Origin of the sequence: Otariodibacter oris, assembly GCF_009684715.1 — a bacterium.
Taxonomy (GTDB): domain Bacteria; phylum Pseudomonadota; class Gammaproteobacteria; order Enterobacterales; family Pasteurellaceae; genus Otariodibacter; species Otariodibacter oris.
This window is the reverse complement of sequence record NZ_CP016604.1, coordinates 952,498-971,128: the sequence shown is the minus strand read 5'-3', so window position 1 is coordinate 971,128 and position 18,631 is coordinate 952,498. Positions and strand designations below refer to the sequence as shown.

19 protein-coding genes are annotated in these 18,631 nt (G+C 35.8%); 16 read left to right on the top strand and 3 right to left on the bottom strand.

Translation table 11 applies throughout. From position 1 onward, the window contains the following. The first annotated feature begins 489 nt into the window (after nucleotides 1-489). The 16 genes from A6A10_RS04490 (at nucleotide 490) to A6A10_RS04415 (ending at nucleotide 15,211) form a co-directional block, all read left to right on the top strand. Nucleotides 490-849, top strand: coding sequence for a phage terminase small subunit P27 family (locus tag A6A10_RS04490; RefSeq protein ID WP_121121550.1), 360 nt, complete (start codon nucleotides 490-492; stop codon nucleotides 847-849). Beyond that, the gene (locus tag A6A10_RS04485) at nucleotides 846-2,516 is read left to right on the top strand and encodes a terminase large subunit (RefSeq protein ID WP_121121552.1); all 1,671 of its coding nucleotides are present in this window, start codon (nucleotides 846-848) and stop codon (nucleotides 2,514-2,516) included. Before A6A10_RS04490 ends, A6A10_RS04485 begins: the two co-directional genes overlap by 4 nt. A gap of 8 nt (nucleotides 2,517-2,524) precedes the next feature. Beyond that, nucleotides 2,525-2,992 carry an HK97-gp10 family putative phage morphogenesis protein gene (locus tag A6A10_RS04480; RefSeq protein WP_121121554.1) on the top strand — a complete coding sequence of 156 codons (468 nt, stop codon included), beginning with the start codon at nucleotides 2,525-2,527 and terminating at the stop codon, nucleotides 2,990-2,992. A 68-nt stretch (nucleotides 2,993-3,060) separates the two neighbouring features. Then, nucleotides 3,061-3,357 carry a hypothetical protein gene (locus A6A10_RS04475; protein WP_121121556.1) on the top strand — a complete coding sequence of 99 codons (297 nt, stop codon included), beginning with the start codon at nucleotides 3,061-3,063 and terminating at the stop codon, nucleotides 3,355-3,357. A 93-nt stretch (nucleotides 3,358-3,450) separates the two neighbouring features. Continuing rightward, a complete protein-coding gene (locus A6A10_RS04470) occupies nucleotides 3,451-4,449 on the top strand; it encodes a hypothetical protein (protein WP_121121558.1) in 999 nt (332 codons plus the stop codon). 139 nt (nucleotides 4,450-4,588) lie between these two features. Beyond that, nucleotides 4,589-4,786, top strand: coding sequence for a helix-turn-helix transcriptional regulator (locus A6A10_RS04465; RefSeq protein WP_121121560.1), 198 nt, complete (start codon nucleotides 4,589-4,591; stop codon nucleotides 4,784-4,786). A gap of 2 nt (nucleotides 4,787-4,788) precedes the next feature. Then, nucleotides 4,789-5,121: a hypothetical protein gene (locus A6A10_RS04460; RefSeq protein WP_121121562.1), complete on the top strand. Its 333-nt coding sequence runs from the start codon at nucleotides 4,789-4,791 to the stop codon at nucleotides 5,119-5,121. 176 nt (nucleotides 5,122-5,297) lie between these two features. Continuing rightward, entirely contained in the window at nucleotides 5,298-5,897 is a 600-nt protein-coding gene (locus tag A6A10_RS04455) for a host cell division inhibitor Icd-like protein (protein ID WP_121121564.1), read from the top strand. Beyond that, nucleotides 5,890-6,099, top strand: coding sequence for a hypothetical protein (locus A6A10_RS04450; RefSeq protein ID WP_121121566.1), 210 nt, complete (start codon nucleotides 5,890-5,892; stop codon nucleotides 6,097-6,099). Before A6A10_RS04455 ends, A6A10_RS04450 begins: the two co-directional genes overlap by 8 nt. Further along, entirely contained in the window at nucleotides 6,089-6,331 is a 243-nt protein-coding gene (locus A6A10_RS04445) for a hypothetical protein (protein WP_121121568.1), read from the top strand. The genes A6A10_RS04450 and A6A10_RS04445 overlap by 11 nt, the downstream gene beginning before the upstream one ends. A 1-nt stretch (nucleotide 6,332) precedes the next feature. Continuing rightward, a complete protein-coding gene (locus A6A10_RS04440) occupies nucleotides 6,333-6,569 on the top strand; it encodes a hypothetical protein (RefSeq protein WP_121121569.1) in 237 nt (78 codons plus the stop codon). Beyond that, on the top strand, nucleotides 6,562-8,385 hold the full coding sequence (locus A6A10_RS04435; RefSeq protein ID WP_170143749.1) for a DNA primase family protein: 1,824 nt from the start codon (nucleotides 6,562-6,564) through the stop codon (nucleotides 8,383-8,385). The genes A6A10_RS04440 and A6A10_RS04435 overlap by 8 nt, the downstream gene beginning before the upstream one ends. A 760-nt stretch (nucleotides 8,386-9,145) precedes the next feature. Continuing rightward, a complete protein-coding gene (gene betB / locus A6A10_RS04430) occupies nucleotides 9,146-10,609 on the top strand; it encodes a betaine-aldehyde dehydrogenase (protein ID WP_121121573.1) in 1,464 nt (487 codons plus the stop codon). A gap of 60 nt (nucleotides 10,610-10,669) precedes the next feature. Then, a complete protein-coding gene (betA, locus tag A6A10_RS04425) occupies nucleotides 10,670-12,355 on the top strand; it encodes a choline dehydrogenase (protein WP_121121575.1) in 1,686 nt (561 codons plus the stop codon). A gap of 101 nt (nucleotides 12,356-12,456) precedes the next feature. Further along, nucleotides 12,457-14,472: a choline BCCT transporter BetT gene (betT, locus tag A6A10_RS04420; protein WP_121121577.1), complete on the top strand. Its 2,016-nt coding sequence runs from the start codon at nucleotides 12,457-12,459 to the stop codon at nucleotides 14,470-14,472. Nucleotides 14,473-14,971: 499 nt separating this feature from the next. Beyond that, on the top strand, nucleotides 14,972-15,211 hold the full coding sequence (locus A6A10_RS04415; RefSeq protein WP_121121579.1) for a hypothetical protein: 240 nt from the start codon (nucleotides 14,972-14,974) through the stop codon (nucleotides 15,209-15,211). 102 nt (nucleotides 15,212-15,313) lie between these two features. Here the strand turns inward: A6A10_RS04415 and A6A10_RS04410 are convergent, their stop codons facing one another. The 3 genes from A6A10_RS04410 to A6A10_RS04400 all read right to left on the bottom strand — a co-directional run bounded on the left by A6A10_RS04410 (nucleotide 15,314) and on the right by A6A10_RS04400 (nucleotide 18,244). After that, on the bottom strand, nucleotides 15,314-16,645 hold the full coding sequence (locus tag A6A10_RS04410) for an L-cystine transporter (RefSeq protein WP_121121581.1): 1,332 nt from the start codon (nucleotides 16,643-16,645) through the stop codon (nucleotides 15,314-15,316). Nucleotides 16,646-16,758: 113 nt separating this feature from the next. Further along, nucleotides 16,759-17,379, bottom strand: a complete 621-nt coding sequence (locus tag A6A10_RS04405; protein WP_121121583.1) for a class I SAM-dependent methyltransferase — start codon at nucleotides 17,377-17,379, stop codon at nucleotides 16,759-16,761. Nucleotides 17,380-17,533: 154 nt separating this feature from the next. Continuing rightward, on the bottom strand, nucleotides 17,534-18,244 hold the full coding sequence (locus A6A10_RS04400) for an MFS transporter (protein ID WP_121121585.1): 711 nt from the start codon (nucleotides 18,242-18,244) through the stop codon (nucleotides 17,534-17,536). Nucleotides 18,245-18,631: the final 387 nt, after the last annotated feature.

The window sequence follows — 18,631 nt, the reverse complement described above, 5'->3', positions numbered from 1 at the left end:
TTCAGTTGTTGCGATATCACAACAACACAAGATTTATAAAACTATTTTCAGTTGTTTCGTTATCGAAACAGCTCAACCGTGGTGATATGGCCATAGTTCAGTTATAGACATATCTCTATAACTGGATCAGTCGTGGTGATATGACCACAAGTGCAACCGTTGCGATATCACAACAGTTCAACCGTAGAGATATGTCTATAGTTCAGTCGTGGATATACCTCCACAACTACAACCGAACTCATATGAGCTCAGTTCAACTATAGACATATCTCTATAGTTCAGTCGTGTTCATATGAACACAACTGAATACAAGTAAATGTAATAACAAAAACCAATTTTGGTCTTTGCTTTAAAAACAATAAGTTAAAAATAAATTATAGAGGTGGGGGGAGTATTGGAAAAAAATCACGAAAGCCAGAGAACCGCCCCCCCAATTAGATTTTTACGCACAATGATTTTTTAGAAAATATAGGAACATAAGGAAAGCAGATGACAAGGAAACGAACAATCAAAGCCCCTGATTATCTGGATGATATTGCAAAGGGGCAATGGAAATTAAAAATCAAAGCACTTTCAGAGCGTGGGGATATTACTGCAGAAGATTACACAAACCTTGAGTTATATTGTGTAAATTATTCTCTTTATCGCCAAGCTATACAGAACATAGCAGAACGTGGTTTCAGCATCACAAACAGTCAAGGTACAGAGGCACGCAATCCTGCCTTAACAGCTAAATCAGAGGCAGAAAAAATCATCATAAAAATGTCTGCTTTGCTTGGCTTTGATCCAGTTAGCCGAAGAAAAACACCAGTAGATAACGAAGAATTAGACGAAATAGACAATCTATGAGTATCTGGAATGATTATGCTAATGGGGTAAAAAGTGGCGAAATAGTGGCTTGTAAACGCATAAAACAAGCCGTAAACCGCTATTTTAATGACTTAAACAACCCCATTTACTATTTTGATGATGAAGTAGTTGAGAAGTTTATAAAATTCTCTCGATTATGTCCGCACGTCAAAGGTCATTTATATAAACAGCCAATAGAGCTATCTGATTGGCAAATCTTCCTCTTTGCTAATATCTTGGGGTTTAAATACCGAGAAACAGGATTAAGAAAATACCGTTCTGCTTATGTACAGGTAGCAAGAAAGAACGCTAAAAGCACCATTGCAGCAATTCTAGCTAATTGGTTTCTAGTAATGGAAAAAGGGCAGCAGGATATTTACACCGCTGCAGTCAGTCGTGATCAAGCAAGAATAGTATTTGATGATGCAAAGAAAATGGCAATGTTATCCAAGCCATTAAGTAAGCGTTTAACTATCCAACAGCACAAAATGCTTTTTATGCAAAAGAATAGCCTAATGCGACCGCTTGCAAGTAAATCATCAACTATTGAAGGAACTAACCCAAGCCTTGCGATTGTGGATGAATACCATTTACACGCTGATAATAGCGTTTATTCTGCTTTAGAATTAGGACAAGGGGCAAGACCAGAAGGGCTATTATTTGCAATAACCACCGCAGGCAGTAATACCATTTCAGCTTGCAAACAGCATTATGATTATTGTTGTCAAATCTTAGATGGTGCAGAACAAAATGAATCTATCTTCATTCTGATTTATGAGTTAGATGATGAAAGTGAAGTAGATGATCCTACCCAATGGATAAAAGCCAATCCAAACATTGGTAAATCAATTCCATTTAAAGACTTTGAGAACACGATAACCAAAGCAAGGGGAATACCTTCCGAATGGGTAGAAATGCTGACTAAACGCTTTAATGTGTGGTGCAATGGCTCTACCCCTTGGCTTGGTGAAGGTAACTGGAAAGCGTGCGAGAGAAGCTATCAAGAGAGTGATTTACACGGCAAGGCTTGCTATATGGGATTAGATTTATCCAGTACCAACGATTTAACCAGTATTTGCTATGTATTCCCAACCGATAATAATCGAGTAAGGTTGATCACACGGCACTACATTCCCGAATACCAACTAAAAAACGTGGCAAACAAGAACAGAGCAATCTATCAGCAATGGCAAAGGATGGGATGGTTACGCATTACTAAAGGCGACTGTATCGACTATGACAGAATCAGAGATGATATATTCAATGATGCAGAACATTTTGAAATTAAGATGATAGGCTTTGACGTTTGGAATGCAACACACCTACGCACACAATTACAAGGCTATGGCTTAGAGGTTGAACCATTTCCTCAAACTTACCAACGATATAGCCCCGTTGCAAAATCCGCAGAGGTACTAATCAATCGCCAAGTTATCGAACATAACGGCGACCCTGTTCTATCTTGGGCTTTATCAAATGTGGTGATGGAAAGTGATGCAAATGCCAACATCAAACCAAATAAGAAGAAATCAGCCAACAAGATAGACCCTGCAATAGCTTTCTTAATGGGATTAGGAACGTATCAGCTTGAGTATGGGGATTTAGCCTTTGATATGACAGAAGAACAACGGCAGGAATTAGACACATTTACAGGCATTGATTTATAGGAAAATATATGAGCATTAAAATCACAGGTTTAAAAGAGATTGAACGGAATATCAAAAGAAAACAAAAAGAACTTGAACAAGCAGCAAAAAAAGCTATTAGGAAGTCGCTTAATGAAGCAGCAAAAGAGTTAGAGAAAACAGCTAAACCACTTGTACCTACATTAGGAAGAAGCACTGATTTTAGACAGAAAGGTAGTGTTAAAAATAATATACGTCATAGAACAAAAGTTCGGAAAAATGGCTTATCTGGTTATACCGTAGTAAGAGTAAGACGAACAAAAGGCAGACGGATGGCTAGAATCGGAGAAAACACCAGAGACCGCACCGACCCGTTCTATTGGTTTTTGCTTGATCAAGGAACTAGCAAAATGGAAGGGAAACATTTTATGGAAAAAACCAAAAAACAAGGGGGCGATAAAGCTCTCAAAAAAGCTGAAAAAATCCTTGTAGATGAACTAAAAAAACAATTTAAGTAATTGTTGAATATACAGCTATTTTTGATATATTGAAATAAGTTGTTTCTCTTTTATTATGAGGAAAATTTATGATCTCATGGCAATCTTTATCGATTGTTGGTGTGTGTTGGATATTATTAACTGGGCTATTTAGGGTGTTTTTTGGGAAAAATCGAGATAACAATTCAGACCCAAAAGAGTTAGAAGATAGTGAGGAAATTTTATTCCCGAAGAAATCCAACCATTTTAGAAATTCAAATATGAAAAATAAAGACCTCACAGAAAAACCATTTGCATCAGGAAAAGTATCCTGGGTTAATAATAAGACTGGAGAAAAAACCGATTTATTTGATATTAAAATTGATATTGAAAATAGTAAAAATTAATCCAAATAAAACACGTCTAGGCTGATCACCGAAAACTAGCACCTTACTAGCTGGCGTGTTCCTCATAAGGTAATAAATGATGAAGGAGCATTTATGACAAACTCTAGGGTATTGCCAAAGCCTGCATATTCACTAGATGATGCTGTTAAATACATATCACAAAATCATAATATTGATATATCAAAAAAAGATTTGATTGAATATATACAAAATGAGGAATTACAGGCATCAATATATGTGTGTGGAAATGTTGATTCTCTATACTCAATAAATAAAAAAAGTATAGGGAATAAGATTTCAACATCAATTATTAGATTAATTGTATCAGAAACAAATATCTGTAATCGACAATTTAGAAATTACTCTACTGATGCACCAATACCTTTAGAAATACATAATGACTACTTTTTCTTATCCGTTTATATAGATGCAGACTCTGAAGATTACAGGAATTTACTTACCTATCAAAAATTTTGGCATAACCAAAAATCAAAACCATTAAAGTTAGCGGAATTTTCTGGATACATGCATATATATCCATATGAGTTTTCAAGCTACAATGTGGATGAATTGTTAGAAAAAAACTACATTAGCGATATAAATTCAATATTTTTCAATGATAGCTTCTCAATACAAATAGAAATAAAAGATCATATAAAAATACAATTAAATGATATTGTTATATTGCATAATAATTTGATTAAATTTTTAGAAATGTTTTCTATTATTGATTCAAGCTATTCACACCCAGAAGAGATCAAAAAGCTAACGGATAAAATAAAAGAGTTAGAAAAAGAAATCCTATCTAAAGACAAAACAATAGAAGAATTAAGCTCACAAAAAAGTAAGAAACCATCTCCTGCCTCTGATAACAAGAAAAATGCTTTTATTAAATCCTTACTTTATATTCATTATGGTGAGAAGATTGCAGAAAACCCAAGACCTCATGTTCATGATCCAAATAGTAGTCCAATAAGTGCGAATGGTGCAATCCAAAGATCTTTTGATGAAAACGGGCTTAGTAAGCACCTCCCAACAGGAAAAACCTTACTGAACTGGGTAAAAGGCATAGAGTTAGATATAAAAGAATAGCTATATACAGGAAAACACTGGAAAGTTCGGGAAATTTCCAGAATTACAAATTTTAAGGCATAAGATTCCTATCGTTCGAACAACTTCGCAAAGTTATGCATAACTTCACCAAGTTTAACTAACGATAGGAATTTTTTTTATGGAAAATTTACAACCTCAAAAACTCATCACAACGGCTGAATTACTCAAATTTACATCTTTTGGTCGTACCAAATTAAATGCTCTTGTTAAAGCAAAACAATTCCCTCAACCAATCCGATTCTCTCAAAACTTTATCCGTTGGGATTTAGAGGAAGTTAATGCGTGGATTGAAGCACAAAAGGCGACAAGGGGGTAAGTATGAGCTGTGAAATTGAAACACAATTAACCGATGAAGAAATCAATCAACTACCAATCTCAATTACTAGAGAACTGGTATTCCCGCATTTCTCTATTGAGTATGACACTGAAAAAGATATGTTTTTCTCAATTTATCGCTTAGATAAAACTAGATATTTTACTGATGATTATTGGTTAGAAAATCTTGATGCCTTACTTGATGTTATCTCATTTAAACAAGCAACTTCTGACGTTCCTTTATTGGTTACATCTGCTGATTTAGGACTTATTTATCAGTTAAGACCACAAAAAACAATCATTGATTTAGATACAAAAAACCGAGTTTATCAATAAATGGAAGTAATCAACGGACGCAATTTTGCGTTGGTTAGCCGATCCAATTTTGGATTTACCGCATCAGTCAATAAACCTTTACCAAAACAGTAAAAAACCACTAACAAAAATTGTACCTAGTAGCAAAAAACGCACCTAGTTACAAATTGTTAGTGGATATTTAAGGAATGAAATCTATGGTAAATAATACACCTTTTGTAGAAAAATGGGTAAAAAATCCCATAAATCTATACCCTAAATTTAAAAAATGTGAACAAAATCACTTTACAAACTGGCTCAATTTATTTTATTCTAATTACGCATTAGCAAAATCTAATGCCGAGCCTGGAAACTCGAACTATAAATCAACGGCGAACAGTAGCACGCCTTTAACTCGTGCTTTTTTTGTTTGTAGCACACGCACACCTAAAATAGATCTATCTACTGATAGTCTATTCTCTATGGTAGCGTGTAATGGGAAAGGTTTCGCCCTTTGCTGTGTTCCGTTGATCGCAGTTTTCCAGCCCGTTACACGTTACCGCCCAAGACTGGAAACTTTAGCGGTAACTCTAGATAAAATCATCAACGGAGTTACGACAATGATCTATCAATTTCTAGGCATATCTCGCCAACATTACGACAAAACCAAAGCAGAACAAATCCGCATACTTGCTGAAAACGAAACACAAGCTAGAGCCTTTAAAGCTCGTGAATATGTTTTGATTCCAGTTGGTCGCTTGCCTGATTCCGCTTTCAATGCGAACACTTTTAACGCTTTGGAGGTGGCTCATGTCTAAGACTTTCACTATTTCACAAATTGATCTAGATGTTTTATTTCAATACCAAGAAGAAGCCGAAGCTATCGTTACCTTGCTACAGCGTTGGACAGAAAACAACGAAGAAGTAACCGCTAATAAAGCTTTATCAGTATTAGAAAGTTGTTTATGGAAGATTTATACAGAGTTGAAACGCATTGAGGGGGCAAAAAATGGCAAATAAGGCGACAAGACAAGCAGAGCAAAAAACATTTACTTACATTAAAGACGTCTTACCACAACCAGAACTAAATGCTTTTAAAAATGCTAAATCGTCTTTGTGGAATGCTCAATCAATGCTAGAGGTAATCGCTCGAGCAGATATTCAAGATATAGAACCGCATATCTTACAAAGTGCGATTAGAGGCATTAATGAAATCGTACTCGATAGCGTGGCACAACTGGAGGAGCTTTAAGATGAAAGTTTTATATCAAACAATCGCTTATAAATCCAGTTCGCAGGTAGAAGGTACTCCATTTGTTCTTGCTGAAAATGTATCTTTTGCAGAAGCCAATCGCATAGCAAAAGAGGCTATGGAACAAGACCAAGATATCTATTCTACTCATGTGCAACGGGCATTTAATCCAGGACAAGCAGAAAAGCTACAAGGTGATCGCTTTGATAATTGGATTACAGGGGGTAATGATGAGTAAATTAATTTCAGCCCCAAACTTCAAGAAACAGGCGAAACAGGTTGATGTTTTTACTGATTGGATTGTTCTAGTCGGTGATGGTGCAATGGGGGCTTACTATCACAACAAGAAAGCAGGCGAAGGTGTACAGTGGGGGATGATCCGAGATACCTATAAACTTTCTTTAGATAGAGTGCCTGTAATTATTGATAGTAAATCATTCGATCAGATTGAAAACCTGAAAATAGCTCCAGAAGACCAAAAATTCATTAAGATTATTCAAGTGGGGGATATCCCCACTTTAGCCAAAGACTGCAACTGTTTAAAAACTCGTATTTTGATGAACTTGGCTCAAAATATGAAATCACTTTCTGTGGTGGAATGGTTAGACAATGTCCTACAAGGTGAAAACGTCTTACCTGAAATTGAGAAAATCAAAAATGGTCAATCGGCAATCGCTGAACTGATGCAACAAAAAGTCGATTCAGAAGTAAATATTGATTTAAAACAAAAACAATTTACCCAAAAGGAAATATTGGAAGCCTTTTTGCGTTGGCACAAATCGCCTTTAAGACGTGATATTACTTTAGGCGAAACATACCAATATAACGATATATATTGGGAAATTGTGAGTGATGAAATGTTGCACCGTAAATGTATGGCTTTCTATGAGGCATTTAATGGTGATTATACTGCAGCAAGAATCAAACGATTAGCAGAACTCGTCATCATGAAAATAGAAGAAATGCCACAAGAACAAGCAGGCTATATCGGTTTTAAAAATGGTGTATTGAATAAGAAAACGGGTGAGTTTTCCGCTATCAAAGCATCTCATTATTTACGCTATATTGAGAAATTTGAATGTAAGGTTGATAGTCTTGATACACCGCATTTTAACCAATGGTTAGACTTTGCAAGCAATAATAATGCAGAGAAAAAAGACGTACTACTGGCAGGCTTGTATATGATTCTTACTAATCAGCACGGGTGGCAGTTATTCCTAGAGGCAACAGGGAAAGCAGGTGCAGGGAAATCTGTATTTGGTGAGATTGCAACTATCATCAATGGTACAGGTAATACTGCAATCATTAATTTACAAAGTATGGAAGACCCAAAAGGGCGATCCATTCTAATAGGGAAAACATTTGCCTATTCACCAGACCAAAAACATTATAGAGGTCCTGCGGATGAATTAAAGAATCTCACTGGTGGCGACCAAATCAAAGTAAAACGGCTCTATAAAGATGAAATCCAAGTTAAAGTAGATGCCGTCTTTATGATGACCACGAACTACCCTATCACTTTCACAGATAGAAACGGGGGTATAGCAAGACGAAGGGTGATCATATTATTTGATAGAGAAGTACCAGAGAATAGCCGTGATGTGAATTTTGTCGATAAAGTAAAATCAGAGGTGTACGGCATAGTAAATCTGCTTTTGAAAAGATTTTCTGATCCAACAGAGGCAAAAACTATCTTAGAAACACACAAGCGACAAAATGAAGGTTTATTAGTAAAAAGAGAATCTAATCACTTGGTAGCTTTTGCTGATGCTTTCTTTGTTGATGACAAAAAACCTTCTTCTATGATATGGGGAAGTAATAGCACGAAGAAAAAGGACAGCGAAGCAATTTATAAGGCATATTTATTTTACTGTAATTGTATCAATATCAAGCCTCTTAACTTGCAAGCTTTCAAGCAGTCATTATCTGATGCACTAAAGGAATCTGGCCAGAAAACAGAGTTAAGAGAACTACCAATAAAAGACGGTTACATTCGATTAAATGTTCATTGGAAAGACTACCATAACACCATCAAAAGATGGGAAGATGGCTAATACAGGGGGCGGAATAACCGCCTTTTTTATGCAATAAATCCAATATTTCGCAAAGTTCACTTAAAACCTCACTTTCTCACTTTACTCTCACTTGCAAATTCACTTGAATTTTAACCTTTAAAATCAATATATTATTAAAAAATTAGCTTAAAATAAGTGGATAAGTGAATTTTGATAGAAAAAATATTTATTTTTTTATTTTATTTTTTTCTTTGGTAGAATTTAGCTGTAAACCACAATGATTATTCGTTATGTGGAATGAATTTAATGTAACACAAATAGTAACACAAGAAAAAACAATAATATATTAAACCAATATATTTCAATATGTTATATTATAAAACCGAATCCACCCGGTCCCTATCGTAACTTCTCGTTTAGCCCTTGCAAATACTAGCTTTAAGCCACTTTTTTATAATTTTACTATACGCAATATCTCGCTGATCTTAGTAACTATAAATTATGATATTAAAAATAAAAATGGTATTCAGCAACTTTGAATTACGCTACATCTACACTATCTATATTTATTAAAATATTATTCATTTAGAAGTACTACAATTCATCCATTCTCTTTTATAAGCTTACAAAATTTAGAATATTACCTTTAAAATCAAACATATAAATCTTAGGATTTAACTATAAATTTGTATTTATTAGTATATTATGCTAAAATTTTACAAAACTTTAATATTATAAATATATAAAATTACATTTTTTGGTAAAAAATAGTGCTTTATTTCAAAGGAGAAAATCAATAATGCAAACTCTCACCGCTTATATTCATGGGCAATTTGTTGCTGTTCGTGAAAATGCAGAAACTTTTAAAAATATCAATCCCGCCACTAATACAATTCTATCCCATGTTCAACAAAGCGATGAAAGTGAAGTACAACATGCCATTGAATCTGCCCAACAAGGACAAAAAATATGGGCTGCAATGACAGCCGTTGAGCGTAGTCGTATTCTTCTTAAAGCCGTTGAATTATTACGTGAAAGAAATGATGAATTAGCCAAAGTGGAAACACTAGACACAGGTAAACCATTATCAGAAACATTATATGTTGATGTGGTAACGGGTGCAGATGTGATTGAATACTATGCAGGCTTGGCTCAAGCTATCGAAGGTCGTCAAATTCCGTTACGTGAAACCGCTTTTGTTTATACCCGTCAAGAGCCTTTAGGCGTTGTAGCAGGTATCGGAGCTTGGAATTATCCAATACAAATTGCCATGTGGAAAGCAGCCCCTGCGCTTGCAGCGGGTAATGCGATGGTATTTAAGCCAAGTGAAGTGACACCAACAGGTGCATTAAAACTGGCTGAAATCTTGACTGAAGCAGGCTTACCTGATGGTGTGTTTAATGTTGTTCAAGGTGACTGGCGTGTCGGTGAAGCATTAAGTACTCATCCTGAAATTGCGAAAGTCTCTTTCACTGGTGGCGTGGTCACTGGTAAAAAAGTGCTATCACAAGCGGCAAGTTCTTCATTGAAAGATGCAACAATGGAATTAGGTGGTAAATCACCATTAGTGATTTGCGAAGATGCAAATTTAGATTTAGCCGCTGATGTTGCTTTAATGGCGAATTTTTATAGTTCTGGACAAGTGTGTACAAATGGTACACGTGTTTTTATTCCAAATAGCATCAAGTCAGCCTTTGAAGAAAAAGTATTAGAGCGTGTAAAACGTATTCGTATTGGTGATCCACTTGATGAAAATATTAACTTTGGTCCATTAGCGAGTTTCCCGCATATGGAAAAAGTCTTGAAATATATTGAACAAGGTAAAGCCGAAGGGGCAAAACTACTTACTGGTGGTTATCGTTTAACAGAAAAAGGGCTTGATCAAGGCGCTTATGTTGCACCTACCGTGTTCACAGATTGCCGTGATGATATGTCGATTGCAAGCGAAGAAATCTTTGGTCCAGTGATGTGTATTTTAGGTTACGATACAGAAGAAGAAGTGATCGTTAGAGCAAATGATACAGAATATGGTTTAGCTGCTGGGGTGGTTTCTAGTGATATTAAAACCGCTCATCGTATTATCGCTAAATTAGAAGCGGGTATTTGCTGGATTAACTCTTGGGGTGAATCTCCGGCACAAATGCCTGTGGGTGGTTATAAACAATCAGGTATCGGGCGTGAAAATGGTGTACAAACACTAATGCACTACACTCAAACTAAATCAGTATTACTTGAGTTAGATGAATATCAATCAGTGTTCTAATCACTCGATCATAAAACGAATTAAATATACAAAGATAAAAATAAATAATTAAGGAAATATATGACGTTAAAATTATCTTATGACTATATCATTATCGGTGCGGGTAGTGCTGGTAATGTCCTCGCAGCAAGATTAACTGAAGATGAAAATATCTCAGTACTTTTGCTAGAAGCAGGTATTCCAGACTATCGCTTTGACTTTAGAACACAAATGCCTGCTGCATTAGCAATGCCTTTACAAGGTAGAACTTATAACTGGGGTTATAAAACCGATCCTGAACCACATATGAATAATCGCCGTATGGATTGCGGTCGAGGTAAAGGATTAGGAGGATCATCATTGATCAATGGCATGTGTTATATCCGCGGTAATGCACTAGATTTTGATCACTGGGCAAAAAATGATGGCTTAGAAGATTGGACTTACTTAGATTGCTTACCTTACTTCAAAAAAGCAGAGCAACGTGATGCTGGGGAAAATGATTACCATGGTGGAAGTGGTCCTGTACATGTTACCACTGCTAAAGCGGGGGTTAATCCACTGTTTGAAGCTATGATAGAAGCAGGTGTAGATGCAGGCTATCCTCGTACAGAAGATCTTAACGGCTACCAACAAGAAGGTTTTGGTCCAATGGATCGATTCGTTACTCCGAAAGGCCGTCGTTCATCAACTGCCCGTGGCTATTTAGATATGGCAAAACACCGTGATCGTTTAACCATCCTAACAGGTGCTTTAACTGATGTGATTTTATTTGATGGTAAACGTGCAAGAGGCGTACGTTTCAGCCATAAAGGACAAGTCCATAGCATTGATGCTAATAAAGAAGTATTACTTTGTGCAGGCGCGATTGCCTCTCCACAAATCTTACAACGTAGTGGCGTTGGTCCTGGTGCTTGGTTAAAAGACGTTGGTGTTAGCGAAATCCTTGATTTACCGGGCGTAGGAAATAACCTACAAGACCATTTAGAACTTTATATGCAATATGAATGTAAAGAACCAGTTTCAATTTCCCCTGCGAATAATTGGTGGAACAAACCACCTATCGGTGCAGAATGGTTATTTAAAGGAACAGGACTTGGCGCAACCAACCATTTTGAAGCGGGTGGATTTATCCGTAGCCATGAAAAATTTGAATGGCCGAATATTCAATATCACTTCTTACCAATAGCGGTGCGTTATGACGGAAGAAATGCAAGTAAAGCCCATAGTTTCCAAGCTCACGTAGGTTCAATGCGTTCGCCTAGTCGTGGTCGAGTGAAATTAACCTCTAGAGATCCTGCTCAACATCCAAGTATCTTATTTAACTATATGAGTCATGAACAAGATTGGGAAGAATTTAGAGCGGCTATTCGTATCACACGTGAAATTATGAATCAACCTGCATTAGATCGCTATCGTGGGGCTGTTATCTCACCTGCGGAAAATCTGCAAAGCGATGCAGAACTTGATGAATACGTACGTAACCATGCAGAAACTGCTTATCACCCATCTTGTACTTGTGCAATGGGAACAGGTAATGATGCTGTTGTAGATGGAGAAGGCCGAGTACACGGGTTAGAAGGATTGCGTGTAGTTGATGCATCAATTATGCCAACAATCATCACTGGTAACCTAAATGCAACCACTGTCATGTTAGCTGAAAAAATTGCAGATAAAATTCGTGGGCGTATGCCATTACCAAAATCTACAGCTGATTATTATGTTGCAAATGGTGCGCCAGTGCGATCTGCACCTAAACGAGGATAAATAAAGAATATATTTTGGTAGTGATTTCGATTGCTACCAATATTACCTAATATCATCAATCATAATGATATAACTAAAATTAAATAATTAAAGGAAACTATATGCACAGCACTCCATCATCCAATGGCGGAGACGGCAATTTTTCTGTGAATAAAACAGTATTTATTGCTTCATCTGCTATTACCATATTACTAATCTTATTTACGATCTTATTCCCAACAATCAGTGAATCTATTTTAAGCAATTCTCTAGGTTGGGTCTCAGATCATTTTGGCTGGTACTACATGCTTGTAGTCGCCATTTACGGTATTTTCTCAATTTTTGTCGGGGTATCTCGTTATGGCGATATCAAATTGGGACAAGACCAAGAAAAACCAGATTTCCCTTTTCTCGCTTGGGCAGCAATGCTTTTCTCTGCTGGGATCGGTATTGATCTACTATTCTTTGGTGTATCTGAACCATTAACACATTACCTTTCTCCTGTACTTGGCGAAGGTGGGACACCAGAAGCTGCAAGAGCTGCAATGGCACAAACCTTCTTACACTGGGGGTTACATGGTTGGGGAATCTATGCTCTGATCGGTATGGCGCTAGCTTACTTTGCTTATAGAAAGAATATGCCATTAGCCTTAAGAAGCGCTCTTGTTCCTGTTTTTGGACAAAAACGTGTGGATGGTTGGTTAGGTAACACCGTTGATATCTTTGGTGTTGTATGTACCCTTCTTGGTATCGCAACAAGTTTAGGTATTGGTGTATTACAAGCTAATGCAGGCTTGACCCATGTATTTGGTATTGAATCAAGCAAGCTAGTTCAAACTATCATTATTGTCACTGTTGTTATTGTTGCTGGCTTATCGGCAATGTCTGGTGTAGCTAAAGGTGTTCGTCGCTTATCTGAAATTAATATGCTTGGTGCAACATTAATTTTAATTGCCTTACTCGTCATGGGACCAACTGTATTTTTATTCAATGGATTAGTTGATAATATCGGTAGTTATTTCCAAACTATTATCGATAAAACATTCCGTGTGTATGCGTATGAAGGTGCAGAGGCTGCTGAATGGAAATCATGGTGGACAATCTTCTTCTGGGCATGGTGGGTTGCTTGGGCACCATTCGTTGGATTATTCATCGCTCGTATTTCTCGTGGACGTACGTTAAGAGAATTCGTATTAGGTGTAATGTTTATCCCTCTCGGCTTTATCTTTGCATGGTTCTCTATCTTTGGTAATAGTGCAATTAGTTTAGTTGATGCAGGTAGTGCAACAGAACTTGCTGAAGTAGCTCTAGCTGAACCTGCAATGGGGATGTTCCTACTATTTGAACATTATCCACTTTCTGATTTATGGTCTACATTAGGCGTTATTATCGGTTTAATCTTCTTCGTCACATCTGCCGATTCAGGTGCGTTAGTATTAGCAAATTTAAGCTCGAGAAATCTTTCTAATAAAACGGATGCACCAATTTGGTTAAGATTATTCTGGGCTGGTGGTACAGGATTTATCACCTTAGGATTATTATTTGCAGGTGGTTTTTCTTCATTACAATCAGTATCAGTAATAGCGGGTCTTCCATTCTCCATCATTCTAATTATCTATATGATCTCATTATGGAGCTGTTTACGCCAAGAGGGTACAAAACGTAAAGCTTCACAAATTGATAAAGCGATTGTATTAGATAGCGGTAATAACTGGAAAAATCGCATTAACAGAATGGTTAGCTATCCATCACTTAAACGTGTATTAAGCTTTGTTGATACCACTCTATTCCCAGCAATGGAAGATGTTTCTAAAGAACTTAGAAATAAAGGCTTAGAGACAAAACTTATCAATGATAAAGAAAATAATCAGTTTACCTTTGAAGTTTTACATGGTGAAGAAATTGACTTTATTTATGAAGTATACTTAATTGAAGCAGTTAAACCTGTATTTTTACTAAGTTCTTCATCAAATGTTTCAAATGAAAAAGATAAACATGATATCTATTATCGTGCAGAAGTCTTCTTAGCTGAAGGTAGCCAAGACTACGATCTCTATGGTTATACTAAAGAACAAATTATTATCGACATACTCAACCAGTATGAACGCCATATGCAGTTCTTACATATGGAAAGATAATTGGTTAAATCTAAATAAAACTAAAATCGGTATCAAATTATAAGTATTGATACCGATTTTTTTATTTTCCCACCTACTTTTCTATCGTATCTAAAAAATTAATCCAGCTTATTTTTTTGCTCAGCTAAATTCTATGTGGTTAATCCTACTTCTTTCCTATGTGGCTGAATTTTTTCCAATCGCTAGATCGATTTCAGTGGCAATAATCTTGTTCATTTTTACTTCACTCATTAATTTACTCAATGAATAATATTTTTATTATTTATACTATTTTATTAACTACACTAAAATTTAGGGTGGAGTTGTAGAATTATATCTTAAATAAACATTCACTCTTTTAAAAATAATTCACAAACTTCAATATTTAATACTTATGCCCCGTACGCTGTTAGCTTCTAAAATTGATAAATATCAATTTAATTTAAGACAGGAATGGAGCATAAAAAATGGCTGATATAAAATCGAGATATTTTTAGTTTTAACTCTTAGGATTAATTACATGAAAAAATATGCTTTTTTATTACCCACCATATTTATATTATCTTCTTGCGCTATGCCTATCATTGAGCAACCTCGCTGGTATAAACAAGGCATTTCAGAATTTGAAACAAATAACTATCATGCGGAATGTGTTTACAACGTAGGAATGAATAAAGTTGAACCTCATAAAGAAATTGAACTAGTAAAATCTTGCATGGTAAAAGCAGGATTTAGATGGGGAATTCCACCTAAGAGTTAGAATATCATTATATTAATACAACCAAACAAGCGGTAACTTCCTTGTAAATATTTGCATATTTTATAGGGAAAGTTACCGCTTGTTTTGTCATTAATTTATCTATTATTGATAACTTCGATTTAAGAATCTGTCACTTAATGTACCTGCTACCATAGCACCATTTACATTTAAAGCTGTTCTACCCATATCAATTAATGGTTCGATAGAGATCAATAGTCCAACTAATTCTAGTGGTAAACCCAGTGCGGATAATACAACGATTGATGCGAAAGTTGCACCGCCACCAACACCCGCAATACCAAATGATGAAATAGCTACAATCAAAATCAAACTAAAAATGTAATTTGCACTAAATGGATCAATACCAACAGTTGGTGCAACCATTACTGCAAGCATTGCTGGATAAATTCCTGCACAGCCATTTTGCCCAATTGTCGCGCCAAATGTTGCGGAGAAATTCGCAATGACACTATTGTTGCCTAATTTATCTGTTTGAGCTTCAATATTTAAAGGTAAGGTTGCAGCACTTGAACGTGAGCTAAATGCAAAACTTAATACAGGTAATACTTTTTTGTAATAATCGAATGGATTGACTTTCACTACGAAAAGTAAAATGCCGTGAACGATAAACATTAATAAGATCGCAAGATAAGAGGCAATAATAAAGCTACCTAAATTAACGATATCTGCCCAAGCTGACGTCGCTGCCATTTTTGTCATTAATGCAAAAACACCATAAGGTGTTAAACGAATAATAAAGCGAACTAAACGCATCACCCATTGATTTAGTGTATCAACACCTTGGGCAATACGTGATCCCAATTCTTTATTTTCTTTTGCTAGGCTTAATGCAGCAACACCTAGGAACACCGAAAAAATCACTGTACTAATAATGGATGTTGGATTTGCACCAGTTAAATCTGCAAATGGGTTACGCGGAATAAAAGATACTAACAATGAAGGAATTGTTAATCCACTCACCGCTTCTGCTCTACCCGATACGCTAAGTTGTGCAGCTAATTCTCTCTCGCCTGCTACTAATCCTTCTGCGGATAAATTAAATAGATATGCCATCAAAATACCAATAGCCGCTGCAATCGCTGTAGTAATCAATAAAATAGATAATACGCTAAAGCTTACTTTACCTAGTGAGTTTGCTTGATGCAGGCGTGTAATTGCCGAGAGGATGGAAATAAACACCAGTGGCATTACGATCATTTGCAATAAACGCACATAACCATTACCCACGACATTTGTCCATTCTAATGTGCCATCGATAATTGATTTATCGTAAAAGTTTTGCAGTAACGCACCGCTTATTAGCCCTAAAAATAAGCCGATAAATACCGTCCAGCCCAATTTTTTAGTACGTTGGAAAATTTTAAATAACGCTATCAGGAAGATAGCAAAGATCACTAAATTAAAAATAATCATATTTAATTCCTCAAAAAAAATAATGGCGAGAATATCCACTCGCCATTATTATTTCCAATAAGCATTAACTATTTTTTATAACAAATTATTATAAAAATACTTTGCTTAAGATTTTATTGTTTTTGAGCCACAAATCTAATGACTTTGCCTTTGCCATTATGCAAAAGTCCCTCTGACAACTCGACTTCTTTTTCTTCTAAAACCCAAAAGTCAAAATCCTTAAAATCATCTTTTAGCTCTTCAATCGAAAACAATAACTCTAATTTATCTGGACCACCTACCTTTGGATTTTCAGTTCGATATGCTAAATGCTGCTTACTAAACGCTTCAAAAATAATGTATCCCCCTTTCTTTAAAAGAGACGCCAATTTTTTGTGGTAATCAGATCGTAAACTTGGTGGAAAATGAGCAAAAACAAGCCCTATCGCATCAAAGGATTCAGGCTCAAAGGCTAAATTAGGCAGTTCACCGACAACATAATTGATCGACGTTTGATTTTCCTCTGCTAATTTTAAGGCTTTTTTACGTCCTTCTTCGCTAATATCAAAGGCACTCACTGTCCAATTATTTTTGGCTGCATACACAGCATTTCGCCCCTCGCCTTCTGCCCCCAGTAAGATAGAGGCTGGCGATAACTTATCTAATTCATTCTTGAAAAAAGTGTTAGGCGTTTTGCCATAGACAAATTGTTCATTTCGATAATTATTGTTCCATTTATCCGCTAATGTATTCATATTTTAATTTCTAAACCCGCTTAATATAAAAAATAGCTATCTATAGTTGCTGTAATTTCCGCTATAGATAGCCTCTCAGTTATCTTGACCTACCATTATAAAAATCAAACAATTAAATACAATAGGTCAAGATAAACAAAATAGTTAAATAGTCTTACTCATCAGTGATATGCACTTTATCACTATTACCTGTTTCAGGTACTCTTAATAAAGCAACTAAGGATAAGACGCCATTTAATGCTAAATAAATCCCTACACCCATTAAGCCAAAGTTGGCATTGATTTGTAGGGTAATAATTGTCGCCACACTTGCGCCAAGAATACCCGCCACATTGTAGGATAACGAAGAACCCGTATAACGAATTTCCGTAGGAAATAATTCAGGTAAAATGACTGACATAGGTCCAAAGGTTGCCCCCATCAGTATCATTCCTACCATAAGGAACATAAATAATGAGGTTTCTGTGCCATTTTCTAAAAATAACGGTAAGGTAAACCCAAAGACAATAATAAGTAACGTAGTACCAATTAGGAATGGTTTACACCCCCATTTATCTGACAAAATACCTGATAATGCAATGGCAATAGCAAATACAAAAGAGCTGATAAGTAAGTATTTAGTGAATACTTGGGATGAAAAGCCAAGTCCTTGTGCATAACCTGCTGGCGATAATGTTGTTGGCGATTTTGCATAAATTTGTGCAAAGGCTGCCAAAATATAGAACAGCACATAGCCTGCGGTGGCAAGGAAAATGCCCGCTAAAAATACGCGATAATATTTTTTGAATAAACTCGCAACGGGTAAATTCACTAATTTGCCAGACTGTTTCGTTTTCTCAAAAACTTCACTCTCCCACAATGTCATACGAACATAAAGCCCGATAACTGTGGGGTACTAACTCTTTTTGCATAGGTAGAATGATAAATTTGGCGGGAAAAAATTGGCGGTAAAGTCTTGCGTGGTGGGGCTTTGCCGTTTTTTGTTGGGGGAAGCTATGCAAAAAACGAAAATGAGCAAAAATAGGTAAAAAATGGTTATTTTTGCATTATTTTTTGCATAGGTTCGATCAGGTTTTAAATGGTTTTTAAATAGATTTTAAAATACCTTAACCTTTTATTAAATAAAGTGTTTTATCGTTATATCCATTAACAACTATGTATATAGTTACTACCATTATTCGTATAAGTTAGACATAACAAACTAAGACAAATATAAAAATTAAGTCGGACATGACTAACTTCTTATCTATGC